We start from the raw sequence: 16859 nt of genomic DNA on the forward strand, positions 1-16859 counted from the left end.
TTGTACAAATATTCTCACTTAGCAAGCGTTAGATGGAGCAAAAAAGAAGGAAGTATTACCTTATCCCAAAATGGTTTCAGTGCACGCTATGCATCGTATAACACTTTAAGTTTTTATCAAAAAATATAAAAACCCCACTCTACTTAAAGTAAAGGTGGGGTTTATCTACAGTTCGAAACCAGTCCTCTGATGTGACTGTTTCTTTATTTCATATCTTTTTTCAAGACTTCAATCGCTTTTTTCATTTGCGTATCATTGTTCTTTAACTTATCTTGAATTTTTGTCATCAGTACTGTCGTTGTATCTCCCGTCAGCATTCCGTCTGCTTTCAGATCGTTATCTGTTTGGAATTTTTTGACGATCGTCTGGAAGGCTTGATCGTACTCACCATTTGCTTTTGCTTTGTAGTCAAGCGCTTGGAACATTTTTTGAGCCGCTTTGACTTCATCTCCACTGTCATTCAGCTGATACGTTTTTTTCGGGCTTAAGTATGGCAGCTTTGCATAACTTGGGAGTGATGCTTTGACCTGTGGTTCAATTCCTTTTTTGTGAATCCATGAACCATCCGGCGTCAGCCACTTAGCAATGGTTAACTTGACACTAGAACCATCATTATAGCTTTGCGCATTTTGAACAGTTCCTTTACCAAATGTCTTTTCACCAATAATTTTGATACCTGAAGATTGGTGCAGAGCCGCTGCCATGATTTCTGCAGCGCTGGCTGAGCCGCCATTTACAAGGACAACTGCCGGCTGATGAACTTTACGTTCTTTTTCTGCTTTGTACTCTTCTTTCTTCCCTTTTTCTTCAACTTGCATGATGACTTTCCCTTTATCGATAAAGTCATTACTCATTTCAATCGCTTCTGTCATGATGCCGCCTGGATTATCTCTCAGGTCAATGACAAATCCTTTTGCCCCTTTTTTCTCGAGGTCATCAATGGCTTTATCTAACTCTTTCGATGTTGTTTCAGCAAAGGACGTAATTTGGATTTCTCCTATTTTGTCTTTTGTGAGTTTTGCATACACTGTTTCAACCGGAATAGTGTCTCTTGTGATGGTCACATCAACATTGCCCACTCCTTGGCGGTTAAGGTGCAGCTTCACATCGGTACCTTTTTTCCCTCTGATTAGAGAGACTGCTTGATTGACTGACATGCCTTTTGTGCTTTTTCCATCCACCTTTAAAATACGATCATGAGGTTTCAACCCGGCTTTTTCAGCAGGAGAGCCTTTTATCGGTGCGACAATTAAAATTTGTCCATCCTTCTCTTCTACTTGCGCACCAATTCCTTCAAATGATGAAGAAATGGTGTTGTTAAATCCTTCGGCTTCCTCCTGATCCATATATGTAGAGTATGGATCATCAAGTGATGCAATCATTCCTTGAATCGCACCATCTACTAGTTTTTGATCATCCGTTTTTTCGTAATACTCATCTTTTACCTTCGTATACGCAGCCATGAGTTTACTAAACTTCTCATCTCCTGAGACATTGACTGCCCCTTGTTTTGTGATCACAAATGTAATCGCTGAGGACAGTGCCGCTGTCACTAGAATGGCGATGACGAACTTAAATTGTTTTTTCAAAAAAACACCACCTTTATCTCCTTTCATTATTATCAAGGACGATGCACCATCCGTCAACCAAAGGATCGAAGTTCTCTTTGAAAAGATAAGCCATTTGACCTTACATTGCATAATCTTTAAAGAGGAACTTGATAAGGAAAGAAGGGATTTCATGAGTGATTATGTAGAAATGCTTGCCTATTTTGGCGTATCTAGTGCCCATCCTGGTGGAATAGAGCTAACAAAAACGATGCTTGAGCATATAAAATTGACACCAGAGGCACGTATACTGGATGCAGGATGCGGAACTGGACAAACGGCGGCATATTTAGGCAATATTGGTTATCAGGTAGAGGCGATTGATACACACCCTTTGATGATTGAAAAAGCCAATCTGCGATTTGAACGAGAAGAACTGCCGATCCGCGCATTGCAAGCATCGATCGAACAGCTGCCATTTCCAGATGAAGTGTTCAATCTTCTGATCAGTGAATCTGTTTTAAGCTTTACGAACCTTTCAGCAGCACTTGCTGAGATCAAACGTGTGCTTGCTCCTGGAAGTCAAATAATTGCAAACGAAGCAGTATTAAAAGCACCCCTTACGCCGAAGGAGCTTGCGACCGTTCGAGATTTTTACGGGTTTCACGCACTCTTTTCAGTTGAAGATTGGCAGGAGCAGCTAAAAGCAGCAGGATTACAAGACGTTCGCATTCTCTCATTTGATGAACACATGGTACAAGAAGAGCCGACAGAAATGGAATTATCTGAGTATATCCCACCTTCTCTTTACGAAACGATGCAAACACACTACGATCTGATTCAGGCGCACCGAAAGCATCTAAGCCACATTCTATTTGAATGTACTGTATAAAATGAGCGAATCTCCTATATGTTTTGTCCAAACTCTATGAGGTCTCTCGCATAGGATAAGAGTGAAAAGAGTTTGTCATAAGGAGGAAAAATATGGAGCGCTATCAAAAGCTTTGTCAGCAGCATATGGGAAAAGTCGCTAGAATCACAGATCGTAATGGCAGAGTACATGTTGGACGCATTGAGCGGGTGACAAACCGTAAAGTGTATATTCGCCCAGTCGGCGGTTCTCGCGGCGGCTTTGGCTTTGGTTATTACGGTGGGTATTACGGCTGGGGTGCCGCTTATGGCATCGGGCTTGGGTTCATTACAGGATTCGCATTAGCAGGATTGTTCTTTTTTTAAAAGAAGAATAAAGAAGGCCCCCCGAATAGCTGGGAGGCCTTTTTATTTGATTAAATTTTCTTTACTTTGTTCATGTACTCTTCAAATGTTAAATCGTGATCATGCATCGCTTTTGCGGCTTCTTTTCCAACATAACGTAGATGCCACGGCTCATATTCATATTTTGTAATATCTTCTTTTCCTTTTGGATAGCGAATGATAAAACCATATTTATAGGCGTTTTTAGCCACCCATTTGCCATCAGGTGTTTCACCAAACTTTTCAGAGATGTCAAAACCGGCACTTTTTGAAGAAATGTCCATCGCAAGGCCTGTTTGATGTTCACTTTCGCCTGGTAATGCTACTGCTTCTTGCGCCTTTTCTTTGCCTTTTAACTTGACTTCACTATCAAAAATGACCTTTTGACGGTCATAGGAACGATAGCCAGATACGGCAGCCAGCTCGAAGTTTTTCTTTTTCGCATCTTTGAATAATGTCTCAAGTGCTTCTGCTGCTTCTTTACGAATATATCGTTTTTCAATATCCTCTGAAAAAGAGAATTCTACTTTTGGTACAACGAGATCAGAAGGTTTATAGGTTCCTGGTAATGCGTATTCTTTGTTGACAAGTGCTAGCACGTTTGCAGGATTTTGAATGGTTTTCAGCCCGCTTACCACCTTGATGTCATTGAAATATTCACTCTTTAACGTCAGCTCTTGATCAGATGAATCTGCTGTATTGTTTGAGTTTTGCTGGGTAGATGAATTTTCTGCGCTTTTTTGTTCGTTTGTTTTGTTCGATTCAGATGTACCGCTTTTTTGATCCAGCAACTGGCAGCCCGATAATGCGGCTGTCAAACCAAGAATCGATGCGATTGAGAGTATTTTATAGCTTTTCTTCATGACATACCTTCCTTTTGCTCTTCTAAAAAAATAAAGATGCGCTACATCGTAGCACACCCTTTATAGTATTATAAAACGGAGTCTAGCGCAATTAAGATCATTTCGTCAAATGTCGTTTGACGCTCTTCAGCCGTTGTTTCTTCTCCTGTGAGAACATGATCGCTCACTGTCAGAATAGATAACGCTTTTCGATCAAATTTTGCTGCAAGCGAATATAGAGCGGTTGTCTCCATTTCAATTGCTAGAATTCCGTATTGAGCCATGAGCTCCAGTGGTTTTTCATTATAAAACTGGTCTGCTGTAAATACATTGCCGACACGTACAGCGACATTTTTTGCTTCCGCTGTGTCGTAAGCTTTCTTAAGAAGTCCAAAATCAGCACAAGGTGCGTAATCAATCGGTCCAAACGCCACACGATTCATTTGTGAATCTGTTGAAGAGGTTTGAGCTAAAATGACATCACGTACGTTGACATCCCTTTTGATCGCCCCGCAAGATCCGACGCGGATTAAGTTTTGAACATCATAGCTTTGAATGAGTTCATTCACATAAATCGAAATAGAAGGTACGCCCATTCCAGTTCCTTGTACAGAAACGCGCTTTCCTTTGTAGGTTCCAGTATAACCATACATGCCGCGCACTTCGTTATAACATTCGACATCTTCTAAATATGTATCTGCAATATATTTCGCACGAAGCGGATCGCCTGGCAGCAATACCGTTTCTGCAATTTGTCCTTTTTCTGCTCCAATATGTACACTCATGTTTTTAGCCTCCACTTACGTTTACTATGTGATTTGTCCTATTAAGTATAAACGATTAAGCCCAAAAAAGAAAATACCAGCTGAAGCTCAAGCTGGCATCGTCAATCATCTATTTAACTCATTGTCATCAGTCGCTCACTGCGTTTCCATCCTGCCGGAAAAAGCTGATAATAGCACTTTCCTTTTTTCTTATCATCAATCACAACAATATCGCCTGTTGTCATAAACCGTGCATTGTAATCACTAGGGACTGTATCATGTACATTAAATGTCGAGAATGCTTTTTCCAGAACATCCAGGTGTGTTCTGCCGCCAATTTTTGTCCGGTACACAGGCTGATGCCCGCTTGCAGCGCCATATTCAGGTGTCTGATAGATGGTTAAGTGAAATGCTGAAGGTTTCTTTTGAAAAAATCTCAACGTCAATTGCATTCAAATCCCTCCCCTTTTATATAAAATTGGCTGGGATCTGTCAATTTCCTTCTTCTACTTTTGTCGAATGACAGACAATTTTTCGTCAATCTTTTTACAAATGAGGAATAAAGCAAGTCCTATCGCAAAACCACCTGCCACATCTGTCAAAAAATGAACGCCGATATACATTCTGCTGACCCCAATCATAAGAACACAGATCCCTGTGATCAAATAGACGATTTTTTGCCTTTCTTTCAGCCATGGAATCATTTCAACGAGTAGGTAAGCTATAAAAGGATAGATGGTGGCTGCATTCATCGAATGTCCGCTCGGAAAGCTGTAATACGTTTCATTGACAAGATGATCAAAGGCTGGGCGCTCTCTAGCAAACAGCCCTTTTAGTTCATGATTAATGGTTTTTTCTGTGAGATATAATAGAAAAAGCATCATGATAGAGTAATAGCGCTTATATATGAATAAAGCGACACTGAAAATGAGCATGATGGGCACGAGCAGCGCACTAATGCCAAAGTCTGTCAAAGTCAGCATGACATCATTTAAAAAAGGGAGTCTGATGCTCTCAAACGATAAAATGATCTGGTTGTCCAATGCTTGACCCGCTCCAGATACCATGAGCGCAGCAATGGCGCCAAATAAAATCAAAAGACATAAGATATACACGCGAAAGATTCTCCTCCCTCTTTTCAGAATCTCTTCAAAGTATAGTGCCTACCACGCCTCTTCTTCAACTATCATTGTTTTTTTCAGCATATATTCAAACGTAATGTCAGCCAGCTCAAACGTTTCTAGCTCCGCAGGTATGTACCCTCTTTTGATCAGCTCCATGTAGAAGAATTCCGCAATTTCCTCTGTATCAATCACCAAATCTGCTTCTTTCATTACATTCCGCCTCCTTTTTTATGATGTATGAACGTCGCCTGTTTTTTATTACAGTTTGTCATAATGGCTCATTCCATACATATAAATGCAGTAAACAAAAAGAAAAGGGGTTTGAGGCAATGAAATGGTTCAACATATTAGATGGAGAAATGTTTGATCAGGTGATGGGCCGTATCTTGAGGGGATGGTTTTATGTGATTGTTTTTTTCTGTGTGCCTTATTTTTTATTCGTGTTAGGACAAGTCTTTCTTTAACCAAAATGCTCGTGTAAACTTTCCAATATAAAATCCATCATATCTTTGTATTCTGGATCTTCGAAAAATTCGTAGAGAATTTTATAGTCATTATAAATATCAAGAAGCTCATCCACTATAGATACAGCGAGGAATTCTAGTGATGCTTCGCTTTCTTGTTTCTCTTCTAATTGTAATAGAGCCGTTTGCACCATATCTTCTTCCATTTCTTTTGAGGTTTCACCCACGTAATGCACAAAAAGAAGCTGATGAACGAACTGGTCCATCTCATATTTCCTCAGGACAAGCGTTAAGTCTTCCTCTTCTGTTTCCAGCCACTCTCCGTCTTTTAGCCTCGTGAGTTCGTAAATGACATCTTCCCAGCCATCATCAAGGTATCGCCATATTTCAGTCCGATGGCCAATAATTTTAAATAGCTCTTTTCCGTAGTCTTTTACATATACAACATCGCCAATGAGGAACTCATATTCAATGTCCAGCTTTTCTGTATCCACAATCACCCCGTCGTACTCATCGTAAAGCTGAAGTGATGTTTCAAAATAAAGCACCTCATTATGATTGACCTCATACAAATAGTGTTGGTCAATTTGATGGACTTTTGTAATCGTTCCGACTGTGCCGTACATGACAACGACGACAATATCCCCTACTTGATATTTTGGTGCTTTCGCCTTCATTCTGTCTCCCCCTTGCCCGACTTTTGGTCTTAACGTATCGTATGCCGGCGCAAGGAATTCTGCATGGGCAACCACACCATGCAAAACGCCATTTTATTTCTCATCAAAAAACCGCTTCTCCCATCTGGAAAAAGCGGTTGTGTGTTATTTTTTTTTGACTTCTACATCATATTGCTCAAACGCTTCGTCAAATGTTGTCATTGAGCTTAAATAATCGCCATTTAATTCTAAATAGGCAGACAGCTCATGATAATCAGTGGACGCTTTCGGGAAGCTGTGATCCTCATAAGCAGCATTTGCAAAATGGCTGATTTCATCTTTCGGTTTTGGATGTCTGTACTTCATTAAATAATGGTAAAACGACTTCACCTATTTTCCCTCCGCGACACTCTATTTTGTTGTTATATTATACAGCAATTTGATGACTTGTATAGGCGGAGGTACAACTTATGATGAAAAGTCAAAGTAATTTCGCTTTAATAACCGCTCCATGCTCATTAATTCTTCATATGAAATTTTTTCTGGAAGTTTTGTCTGATCCACTAAAATTAATTGATCTTCTATCTCTTTGACCGTCTCATCCTTTTGATATGTCATACCACAATGCGTGCAGGAAATGGACGGTGTTTCGATGATTTCAATGGATTGTGTGCCAGTGATCAGTTCCCAATAGACTGTTGTCTGCTCTGCGTTTGCTTTATTTTCCTCACACCAATCACATGTCAGCAAGGCTATTTCTCCTCCTTTACAGTTTGATCTTTTTTAAGCTGCGCTTGATATTTTTTCTCTTTTAATTCATCTCGTTTTTCACGTTTGTTTTTGAGTGTGTCATGCTCAGGATTTGTTTCATATGCTTCTCTTCGTTTCATCCGGCTTAAATTCTCTGGCGTAAACGATTTCGCTTCATCCTGAAATAGTGCAGTAATACCAATTGCCGGATCTTGTTTCTCTTCATAAATTTCATTAAAATACGCATCTGCCTGGCCTGCAACGTAATGCTCTGGTTCAGGGTAAGAGGTGATGACACCTTCAAAGTTACGAAGCACGACTTTGTCAGGGCTTTGCGATAATAAATAATTTGGCTGCAAGGCGATCTTTCCCCCGCCTCCTGGTGCATCCACAACAAAGCTTGGCACGGCGTAGCCGCTCGTATGTCCTCTTAAGCCTTCGATGATTTCAAGACCTTTTGATACTGGTGTTCTAAAGTGGCCAATCCCCTCAGATAAATCACACTGATAAATATAATAAGGTCTGACCCGTATCATCACGAGATCGTGCATAAGCTTTTTCATAATCGGCACACTGTCGTTAATTCCTGCAAGGATGACGGCCTGATTACCTACAGGCACGCCAGCATTTACAAGACGTTCGCACGCTTCTTTCGCTTCTTTCGTAATTTCAATGCTTGTATTGAAATGAGTATTTAGCCAAACCGGATGATATTTTTTCAAAATCTCGCACAGCTCATCTGTAATTCGCTGCGGAAAGACGACCGGCGCACGTGTGCCTATGCGAATGATTTCAACGTGCGGAATGTCTCGTAAGTTTTTCAAAATGTATTCAAGTACTTGATCGTTGATTAAAAGACCATCTCCGCCGGAAATTAACACATCCCGCACCTCAGGCGTTTCCCTAATATATCCAATGGCAGCATCTAACTGCTTTTTTGGCACGCCCATACCGATCTGTCCAGAAAAACGTCTTCTCGTACAATAGCGGCAGTACATGGAGCACTGATTGGTTACAAGAAAGAGCACACGATCTGGGTATCGATGCGTTAACCCCGGGACAGGTGAGTCTTCATCTTCGTGCAAAGGGTCTTCAAGATCATATTTTGTTTTATGAAGCTCTTCAGCAATTGGCACAGATTGCATACGTACTGGACATCTTGGATCGTCTGGATTCATCAATGAGGCATAGTAGGGTGTAATGTTGAGTGGAATGGTTTTGGTGGAAATCTTCACCCCTTCTCTTTCCTCTTCTGTTAAGTTTACGATTTTCTCTAAATCTTCAAGCGTTTTCACTGTATGCGTCAGCTGCCAAATCCAGTCGTTCCATTTTTCCTCAGGTACATCTTTCCAAAGCTCAATGTCCTTCCAATGACGTGCCGGTTCATATAGTTTCTGATTCATATCCATTCCCCCTATCAGCATTCACCTTATACTATGCAAGTTATGTGCCAACATGGGAAAATGCCCCTTTTCTTTATAAAAGGAGCTTTACCCGTGATATTGAATGGATGGTGGTGCCTATATTTCGGCATCTGCATATTTCTTCAGTTTATATTGCAGCGTTTGTCGAGGGATTTTTAAAGCTGCGGCAGTTTTTTTAATATTGCCTTGATGCTTGTTTAAAGCTTCTTGAATGAGTGTTTGTTCAAATGAGGAGACCTGACTTTTTAAGGAGGCATCTGGTGTTTCTTCCTCAAGTTTCTGCGTACGTAAGTGAGCAGGAAGATAGGAAGGTGTAATGTCTTCCGCTTCCTTTGGCATCATCAATACAGCATGCTCAATGGTATGTTTTAATTCTCGAACGTTCCCCGGCCAGTGATGAGCCATAAATAAATGCTTTGTTTCTTCAGAAAGGCGTTTGACGTTTTTTGAAAACTGCTGATGATAGGTTTGAATGAAATGGCGGGAAAGTAGCAAGATGTCTTGCTTTCTCTCACGAAGCGGCGGGATATGAAAAGATGACACATGCAGTCTATAAAATAAGTCTTCTCTTAAAATTTGCTTTTTCATCGCTTCAAATGGGTCCATATTGAGTGCAGTAATGAGTCTTACATCTACTTGAATCGCTTTTGCATCCCCAATACGGCGCACCACGCCATCCTCTAACACACGTAATAATTTTGTCTGTAGCGTGAGCGGCATCGCTTGCAGTTCATCAAGAAAAAGCGTGCCTCCATCAGCCAGTTCAAAGAGACCCTTGCGATCAATTGCGCCCGTATAGCTCCCTTTGACAGATCCGAATAAGAGGCTCTCAAGTAACGACTCTGGGAGTGCTGCACAGTTTTGCGGAATGAACACTTGGTTTTTCCGGTCAGATTCATGAACGATGGCTTGAACAAGCACTTCCTTCCCTGTCCCTGTTTCCCCGTAGACAACAACTGACGACGGATAAGCAGCCGCTTTTTTTGCCTTTTCAAGCATTTCATTTAAGAGCGGATCATTTGTTAAAAATGAAGAAAAATCGTGCATTTGTTCTGCACCAGCCGCATCGTGTATTCGTTTTTTTTGATCTAAACGATTCGAAAGGGCTGACAGTTTCGATACATCTTTTGCGACTTCGACAGCACCTATTAACTGGCTGTCTTCAATAATTGGCAATGTCGTGTTGACGGTCTCAATTCTTTCGCCGTTTTTATTCAAATAGGTTTGCAGCGAATGATATATGGGCTTCCCTGTTCTCAAAACATGCATCAGCGTACTTGTTTTTTCTGTTAATGAAGGATACACATCAAGGATGTACTTGCCAATCACCTCTTCTTTTTGTAAACAGTCAAACTTAGCAGCATTATGATTGTAAAAGATCGTCATTCCTTGATCATCTACAACATGGATGGCTTCATCAATGGCTTCTAAAATTAATTCAAACCAATCCGCTCTTTCGACAACCTTCCCCATTCTTTCCCCCTCACTTTCAGTGCCGAAAAACCGGCATCTATTGCCGGATTTTCAGCGGCTTGATCAGCTTCATCACACGTTCTTCTGTCCTTTCATGTTTCGCTTTTTCCGTGCAACTTCCTGCTTTTTTTGTCAATAGCGTCAAAAAAACACCCCTCTTATGAGGAGTGCTTTCGCCCTGATGTTTGATAAAGAGACATATCGAATTCTTGCAGCGATTCCATATACAGCGGTATGATCGGCTTTCCTTCTTGAAATAAAGTAAATTGGGAAGGGTATAAATTTATGGGCTGATGATAAAAAGCAAATCGCTTGACAACCTCAGGGTCAATCCGGCAAAAGGTGTGATGCATCAGTAAATACACCTCTTGTTTCCATTTAAAGAGCCTCCTGTTTGGCGGATGAAATACTGGAGACACTTGAATCATGCCTCCATCTTCATACATCTGAAGGCGTTCATTTGAAATCGTATAGATCTCCTTAGAGTGAAACTGAAAATATTGCACGTCACGCTTTGAAGCAAATCGCCTTTTTTTCTGATTTTCAATATAATAGAACGTCTTCCCATGATCTGCCGTGACAACTGTATAATTGGGTACTGCCAGCATATCTTTTATCTCATATTTCATCGCACATAACGAAGGAACCCGAATGGCGCGCCTATTTTTTTCGTTCACCCAGCACCTTTCAATTCTATGAAGATTCCCGCTTGCGATTTGGTAGTAGTCCCCTTCCTTTTCAATCACCGTTCCGTCAATGAGATCATACGGCATACTCGAAAACAAATGATGAAAGGAATGGGGCGTTTTATACGTTGTATCAAGCACATCTCTTAATGGATAAAACGCAGCAAATTGATTCAGCCTCATCCAAAAAACAGAATCTGCATGATGCCAGTGTTTCGCCTCATCATCCCAATATTGTCCGTATTTTTCATGAATGAGCGGAAGCAAACGCCTTCTGTGCATGACCGAACAATGATCCACTTGAAAGGACGCATGCTCCAATATTTGGTCTGCTTCACGCACAAAGCTCATCGTCTCGACTAATTGCTTATCAACATGCACGACCCGCTGCGAGGAATACACTATATCTATATGAGGCATCGACTGAAAAACATCCACCATTTTCTGCAAACGTTCTTGTTGATACACTGTATCATCTGTTAAATAACAAATGAGCTCACCTGTTATACGCGCTAACGCTTCATTAATGAGCGTCGCATACCGTACAGTTAACAGCCGTTTTGCAGGATGAACCGTGCGTGAATATAGATGAATGCGCTCATCTTCTAAATAGGTCTGGATCTTTTCGATGGTGTCTTGTTCTGAGCCATCATCCATAATGAGAAGCTCCCAATTTGAATACGTTTGTTCCATCATACTCTTTAGCACACGATCAATGAAATCAGGTTTATTGTAACTTGTTAAAATCACCGATACTTTCATGATCATTATCCTTTTTAATTAGATTAAAAAGCCCCCCAGCTGACGATGTTCACGTAAGGAACATTCACTCTTAGCTGATTTGTCGCGTTTTTAAAGACCGCTACTGAATCAAAGAGCTGCACAACAACTACGTTTTGAAGGACATCTCCATTGACTAAATGAACGCGTGGCACTGGAATGCCAAGTTCAAGCCATGGACGAAGTAATTCTTTAATGTCTGACACACTCTCTTCCTCACTTTCTTCTAATAGACGAAGAAGAAGTAAAATCAAGATGACTTCAAGTACTCCTTCTGCTTCTAGTAATTCTTCGTTCCAACCATTTAATAATTGATCAAATTCCATTCATAATCCCTCTCTCTTCACATTTAATCTTTACTAGAGTATGAGATTCACTTCATTTAGCCTCAGCATTTGAAAACATTTTTAAAAATGTGTGAAGTGATTAAATTTTAAAAAGAACAAGGAATCAGCGTTCTGCTTATACAAAAAAAAATAAACGGCATATACATAGGGGTGAGTTTGAATTGATGAAGAAAGGATGGGGAAAAAATGAACGACAAGCGTGCCGAATTAAAAAAAGAACTATTTAAAGTGTTTTTCAAACCACTTACTCGTGCATTAACAGTTAATCTTGAAGAAGGAGGAGTTCAAATGGAAGAGAAATTGAATGATTTATTAAGTGAAGTGGCAGCTGAGGCATCACCTTCAGATTCTGCTACAACACTCGATGTATCTCAGCCAGCAAGATGGATTTTTGCAAGACTTTCACCAGGAACTGTCATTAGCATTGTCACTGATTCAGGAGACTTAATCGGGCCAGTTCAATTCGTATCATTCGATGCGTCAACAGGTGTTGTCTTTGTTACACAAGAAAGCTCAGTCACACCAACAGGCTCTGCAACGACTTTATTAGATGTAGATAAAGTTGAAAGTGTTACGTTCACGTCTTAATGTGAGAGGGTCATCATGAAGCTTCTTTATATCAGCTCTGGCTACGGCGGAATCTATCACATGTTTGATCAATGGGTAGAAGAGAGCTTCATTGATTCCCCCTTTTCATGTGTAAAGATTAACCGAGAATCTCTACCCACTCACATGCACAAAATCCGGACATTTTCTCCGGATTTTGTTTTGATGATGATCGGTGATCATGTTCCGAGCGAAGTACTTCATCAATTCAAACAAGAAAAGATCCCGATCGTTTTGTGGATGACAGAAGATCCTTTTTATACAGATGTGTCAGCTGCTTGTGCACATGATGCGCGGCTCATATTAACAATTGATGAAGGAGCTTTGCCATTTTACAAGCAATTGGGCATAGGTGACGCCTACTACTTTCCCATTCCGGCAAATACACGTATTTTTCAAAAAAACGAATCGCCTGAAAAAATGTGCATCTACGACATTGCACTCATTGGCTACCCTTACCCCAATCGCACGAAAGCCATTGATACACTCTTACAGCAGAAAAAATGGCGCATTCTCGTTGCAGGTAAGGAATGGCATCGTCATTTAAATAAGATTCGAAGACATGATCGAGATCTCACATTAGTGACCAATTGGCTGAGTCCTCAGCAAATGGCGGGCATCTATCAACAATCAGCGATTGTTCTTAATCCGCACAGACCAGCTCAATTTGCCTATAACAAAAACAAAGCCATGATTCAAAATGTAAGCCTGAACAATAGAGCGTTTGATATCGCTGCAGCGGGAAGCTTTCAATTGACGGATCTACAACCGCCTCCAGCCTTTTCAAGCTTCGCTTTTTATAAAGATAAGGACGATATGCTAGAACAGGTTGAATATTATGGATCAAATGCCGTGAAAAGAAAAGCAATCGCACAAAACAATTACGAACAAGTCGTTTCCTGGAATACATTTGAGTCATTTCCACACAGACTTTATGAAATCGTAAAAAGCGCCCTATGACAGGGCGCTTTTCTCGTTGAAATTCATCTTATGCCTAACCCTCCGCATCTCTACGAGCCAATAAGACTTTCTCCGCTTTCTCAAGGTCTTCTTCCTGTTTCACCACAAGTGATTTTTGGGGATCCATAATATACGCTCCAACAGATCCTTCTAAAAAGGAATGAATGCATTCTTTTGCATATGGAACATGAAAAGCATACACTGCTCCATTTAAACGACCATACGTATATGGCTGCTCTTTTTTTGGCATGAAAAAGTAATGATTGTCCTTATATAAAGTAGCTTCATTATTCTCATGCAGTGTCCATGTTTCATTTGGGTTTTCTAGCGCCTCTGTAAAAGTTGCCATGCAGTCATAATTTCCTTCTACTAAAAGCTTCAAGCACTTCTCAATATCTTCCGGCTGTCTCAAAGGAGACGATGGATGTAAATATAGAACAATATCAAATGTTTTCCCCTCACGCTCTAAATAAGCAAGCGCATGTTTCACCGCTATGAGTGACGGTGTTTGTTCTGTTACATGACTGTCTGGCAGTTCAATTACACGGGCTCCGTAGTGAGAAGAAATGATTTGCGTATTGACATCCTCTGTAGAGACGATGATTTCATCTAACTCAATCATTTGCAGTAACGGCTGAATGGTCCAATAGATGAGCGGCCGCTCCGCCAATACGCGAATGTGTTCATCATGCTGATCGCGCCTGCTTCTAAAAGCTGGTATCAAGGCTAATATACGATTTCCCCTATACATGTATTCCCTTCTCCCCTCGCGCAAAGCTCTCTTCATTTTCTCCTGAGCTGATCGCAGTACTGAAGTATTCAGGTCTCTCGTTTTTCTACTTATTCTCTTATCTCTCCATATTCTATTAACACGTCAAGCAGATGGTTATAATGTGTTCACCTAATTTATATAGAAAGTGGTTCTTTTCCTCAAACGGATACCACTCTTTCACATATGATGCAAAGTAGAGAAATGAGAGTTGGGGGATTAGATATGTCCAAAAAGATAGAAAAGAATTTGAGGGCTTTTTTTCGTGATAAAACAATATTAGTCACAGGCGGTACAGGTTCAATCGGCCGTCAAATTGTGAAAAAATTAACAGCATGCTTTCCAAAGAAGATTATCGTCTTCAGCAAAGATGACAGCAAACAATACATGATGAAAAATGAGTATGCAGATCACCCAGAAGTGGCCTTCGCTTTAGGGGATGTACGAGATGCAAGCCGAGTGAGACAGCTCGTCAAAGGCGTTGATATCATCTTTCATGCAGCCGCCTTAAAACAAGTACCTACTTGTGAAGACAATCCGTTTGAAGCCGTACAAACAAATATTATCGGCGGGCAGCACGTCATTGAGGCTGCGATTGAACATGAGGTCAGTCATGTTGTCAATATCTCCACTGACAAAGCAGTGTCTCCGACAAATGCCATGGGTGCAACAAAATTAATTTCAGAAAAATTATTTTTCCAAGCAAACGAAAGTATTCCGAACCAAAAAACGATGTTTTGCTCTGTGCGTTTTGGCAATGTGCTTGGATCAAGAGGTTCCGTCATTCCCATCATGCTCCAGCAGTTGTTAAATGAAAAACCTTTGACTGTTACTGATCCTCTTATGACACGTTTTTTTATGTCCATCGAAGAGGCTGTCTCCCTCACACTTCAAGCAGCCATCATGATGAAAGGCGGAGAAACATTCATTCTCAAGATGGAGTCATTACAGCTTGCTGATCTCTTAAAAGCGTTTCAAGAATATGCTGATCAAATCAGTGTCGCATCTCCGGAGATTCTCGTTGTCGGGAAAAGACCTGGAGAAAAGCTTCACGAAGAGCTTACATTTCAGCACGAAGCAGATGCACTATTTGAGCATGAACAATTTTATGCCATTTTGCCAAGGCCCAAACGTCATCCTGACTTTCAAAAAGTCGACTTAACCAATTACACATCCAATGAAGCGCCTCTCATTACAAAAGAAAAGCTGTTCCACATCATTGAACAATTACATCACACGCATCATAAAAAATAAAAAATCGTCACATGGAAGCAGATGCTTTCCATGTGACGATTTTTCAATAGATCAATCAAATAGATGTTTCAAATCCCCATAGCCTTCTTTTTCAAGATCATCTTTTGGGATAAACTTCAAAGCGGCTGAGTTAATACAATACCGAAGACCATTTGGTCCAGGTCCATCAGGAAAGACATGGCCTAGATGAGAATCAGCTGTCTTGCTGCGTACCTCTGTCCGCACCATCCCATGGCTTTTATCCACTTTCTCCGCTACTTCCTCATCTTCAAGCGGCTTTGTGAAACTCGGCCAGCCGCAATGGGCATCAAACTTATCTAAAGAAGAAAAAAGCGGCTTGCCTGAGATGATATCGACATAAATGCCTTCTTCTTTATGATCCCAAAATTCATTTTGAAATGGCGGCTCCGTGCCATTATTCTGTGTGACTTCGTACTGCATACGGTTTAATTCTTTTAGTCGTTTTTCTTTATCGTTTGTCATGATTTATCACTCCAATGGGACTCAATAAAACCCGCTCTGCCAGAACCGACATGATAACGTTCATAATGCATTTTATTCTTTTTATAATAGTGCTGATGATACTCCTCTGCGGGATAAAAAGGAGCAGCATCTAAAATTTCTGTTACGATTGGCTTTTGGAAGATGCCGCTTTCGTTCAGCTTCTCTTTCGATGCCTCTGCAAGCTTTCTCTGCTCGTCATGATGAACATAGATACCTGTGCGGTAGGACTCTCCTCTATCACCAAATTGCCCGCCATCATCTGTTGGGTCTATTTGCTGCCAATACAGTTCTAATAGCTTTTCATATGGGAAAACGTCTGGATCAAACGTAATTTGAACCGCTTCTCTATGTCCCGTTGTATTTGTACATACTTCTTCATAGGTCGGTTTCACTGTATGTCCGCCAGTATACCCTGATTCAACTTTGATAATGCCCGGCTGTTCATCAAAAGGCTTAACCATACACCAGAAACAGCCTCCTGCAAATGTGGCTAATTCTTGTTTTTCAGACATATTAGTGCCCCCTTCATTTAAAAAATGGTATCATCATATTATAACATGATGAAAAATAATGAAAATGATACGACTTGTATACCTAAATGATCAAAAAGCATTTTGTCGTATTTTAAAATATAATGGGGGTTTAATGATTGGAA

21 protein-coding genes are annotated in these 16859 nt (G+C 40.6%); 5 read left to right on the plus strand and 16 right to left on the minus strand.

Annotated features, from left to right (window positions below; translation table 11 throughout):
* Positions 1 to 203 precede the first annotated feature (203 nt).
* On the minus strand, positions 204 to 1589 hold the full coding sequence (locus NKR21_RS10755) for a S41 family peptidase (protein WP_088001617.1): 1386 nt from the start codon (positions 1587 to 1589) through the stop codon (positions 204 to 206).
* A 151-nt stretch (positions 1590 to 1740) separates the two neighbouring features.
* Between NKR21_RS10755 and NKR21_RS10760 the strand changes: the two genes are divergently transcribed.
* On the plus strand, positions 1741 to 2439 hold the full coding sequence (locus NKR21_RS10760) for a class I SAM-dependent methyltransferase (RefSeq protein ID WP_144457534.1): 699 nt from the start codon (positions 1741 to 1743) through the stop codon (positions 2437 to 2439).
* Between the two features lie 92 nt (positions 2440 to 2531).
* On the plus strand, positions 2532 to 2783 hold the full coding sequence (locus NKR21_RS10765) for a hypothetical protein (RefSeq protein WP_003216113.1): 252 nt from the start codon (positions 2532 to 2534) through the stop codon (positions 2781 to 2783).
* A 50-nt stretch (positions 2784 to 2833) separates the two neighbouring features.
* Here NKR21_RS10765 and NKR21_RS10770 read toward each other — a convergent pair whose 3' ends face one another.
* The 12 genes from NKR21_RS10770 to cgeC all read right to left on the minus strand — a co-directional run bounded on the left by NKR21_RS10770 (position 2834) and on the right by cgeC (position 12090).
* Positions 2834 to 3664 (minus strand): M15 family metallopeptidase, encoded by an 831-nt coding sequence (locus tag NKR21_RS10770; RefSeq protein WP_012010273.1) that lies wholly within the window; start codon positions 3662 to 3664, stop codon positions 2834 to 2836.
* A gap of 68 nt (positions 3665 to 3732) precedes the next feature.
* On the minus strand, positions 3733 to 4428 hold the full coding sequence (deoD, locus tag NKR21_RS10775; RefSeq protein WP_012010274.1) for a purine-nucleoside phosphorylase: 696 nt from the start codon (positions 4426 to 4428) through the stop codon (positions 3733 to 3735).
* Between the two features lie 113 nt (positions 4429 to 4541).
* Positions 4542 to 4859, minus strand: coding sequence for a YodL domain-containing protein (locus NKR21_RS10780; RefSeq protein WP_012010275.1), 318 nt, complete (start codon positions 4857 to 4859; stop codon positions 4542 to 4544).
* A gap of 54 nt (positions 4860 to 4913) precedes the next feature.
* Positions 4914 to 5522, minus strand: a complete 609-nt coding sequence (locus tag NKR21_RS10785) for a phosphatase PAP2 family protein (RefSeq protein WP_119125012.1) — start codon at positions 5520 to 5522, stop codon at positions 4914 to 4916.
* Between the two features lie 48 nt (positions 5523 to 5570).
* Positions 5571 to 5741: a YozD family protein gene (locus tag NKR21_RS10790; protein ID WP_012010277.1), complete on the minus strand. Its 171-nt coding sequence runs from the start codon at positions 5739 to 5741 to the stop codon at positions 5571 to 5573.
* A gap of 250 nt (positions 5742 to 5991) precedes the next feature.
* Positions 5992 to 6672 carry a hypothetical protein gene (locus NKR21_RS10795; RefSeq protein WP_012010279.1) on the minus strand — a complete coding sequence of 227 codons (681 nt, stop codon included), beginning with the start codon at positions 6670 to 6672 and terminating at the stop codon, positions 5992 to 5994.
* A gap of 144 nt (positions 6673 to 6816) precedes the next feature.
* Positions 6817 to 7041 carry a YozE family protein gene (locus NKR21_RS10800; protein ID WP_088001623.1) on the minus strand — a complete coding sequence of 75 codons (225 nt, stop codon included), beginning with the start codon at positions 7039 to 7041 and terminating at the stop codon, positions 6817 to 6819.
* 78 nt (positions 7042 to 7119) lie between these two features.
* Positions 7120 to 7401: a YokU family protein gene (locus NKR21_RS10805; protein WP_012010281.1), complete on the minus strand. Its 282-nt coding sequence runs from the start codon at positions 7399 to 7401 to the stop codon at positions 7120 to 7122.
* A gap of 2 nt (positions 7402 to 7403) precedes the next feature.
* The gene (gene kamA, locus NKR21_RS10810; RefSeq protein WP_012010282.1) at positions 7404 to 8804 is read right to left on the minus strand and encodes a lysine 2,3-aminomutase; all 1401 of its coding nucleotides are present in this window, start codon (positions 8802 to 8804) and stop codon (positions 7404 to 7406) included.
* Positions 8805 to 8921: 117 nt separating this feature from the next.
* Positions 8922 to 10298 carry a sigma-54 interaction domain-containing protein gene (locus NKR21_RS10815; RefSeq protein ID WP_144457536.1) on the minus strand — a complete coding sequence of 459 codons (1377 nt, stop codon included), beginning with the start codon at positions 10296 to 10298 and terminating at the stop codon, positions 8922 to 8924.
* A 158-nt stretch (positions 10299 to 10456) separates the two neighbouring features.
* Positions 10457 to 11752: a glycosyltransferase family 2 protein gene (locus NKR21_RS10820; RefSeq protein ID WP_144457538.1), complete on the minus strand. Its 1296-nt coding sequence runs from the start codon at positions 11750 to 11752 to the stop codon at positions 10457 to 10459.
* A gap of 17 nt (positions 11753 to 11769) precedes the next feature.
* On the minus strand, positions 11770 to 12090 hold the full coding sequence (gene cgeC / locus NKR21_RS10825) for a spore maturation protein CgeC (RefSeq protein WP_144457540.1): 321 nt from the start codon (positions 12088 to 12090) through the stop codon (positions 11770 to 11772).
* 207 nt (positions 12091 to 12297) lie between these two features.
* Here cgeC and NKR21_RS10830 point away from each other — a divergent pair, with 207 nt between their 5' ends.
* Together NKR21_RS10830 and NKR21_RS10835 are read left to right on the plus strand one after the other, a co-directional pair.
* Complete coding sequence (locus tag NKR21_RS10830) at positions 12298 to 12699, plus strand: hypothetical protein (RefSeq protein WP_012010286.1); 402 nt, start codon at positions 12298 to 12300, stop codon at positions 12697 to 12699.
* A 15-nt stretch (positions 12700 to 12714) separates the two neighbouring features.
* Positions 12715 to 13677 carry a CgeB family protein gene (locus tag NKR21_RS10835; RefSeq protein WP_012010287.1) on the plus strand — a complete coding sequence of 321 codons (963 nt, stop codon included), beginning with the start codon at positions 12715 to 12717 and terminating at the stop codon, positions 13675 to 13677.
* A gap of 34 nt (positions 13678 to 13711) precedes the next feature.
* On the opposite strand, the gene NKR21_RS10840 is transcribed toward NKR21_RS10835, so the two are convergent.
* A complete protein-coding gene (locus tag NKR21_RS10840) occupies positions 13712 to 14428 on the minus strand; it encodes an acylneuraminate cytidylyltransferase family protein (RefSeq protein ID WP_144457542.1) in 717 nt (238 codons plus the stop codon).
* Positions 14429 to 14671: 243 nt separating this feature from the next.
* Between NKR21_RS10840 and NKR21_RS10845 the strand changes: the two genes are divergently transcribed.
* On the plus strand, positions 14672 to 15700 hold the full coding sequence (locus tag NKR21_RS10845; protein WP_144457544.1) for an SDR family NAD(P)-dependent oxidoreductase: 1029 nt from the start codon (positions 14672 to 14674) through the stop codon (positions 15698 to 15700).
* Between the two features lie 51 nt (positions 15701 to 15751).
* Here the strand turns inward: NKR21_RS10845 and msrB are convergent, their stop codons facing one another.
* The gene (gene msrB / locus NKR21_RS10850; protein ID WP_012010290.1) at positions 15752 to 16183 is read right to left on the minus strand and encodes a peptide-methionine (R)-S-oxide reductase MsrB; all 432 of its coding nucleotides are present in this window, start codon (positions 16181 to 16183) and stop codon (positions 15752 to 15754) included.
* Positions 16180 to 16716: a peptide-methionine (S)-S-oxide reductase MsrA gene (gene msrA, locus NKR21_RS10855; RefSeq protein ID WP_119125020.1), complete on the minus strand. Its 537-nt coding sequence runs from the start codon at positions 16714 to 16716 to the stop codon at positions 16180 to 16182. The genes msrB and msrA overlap by 4 nt, the downstream gene beginning before the upstream one ends.
* Between the last annotated feature and the right edge of the window lie 143 nt (positions 16717 to 16859).

Source organism: Bacillus sp. 1735sda2 (genome assembly GCF_024159245.1).
Taxonomy (GTDB): Bacteria; Bacillota; Bacilli; order Bacillales; family Bacillaceae; genus Bacillus; species Bacillus pumilus_O.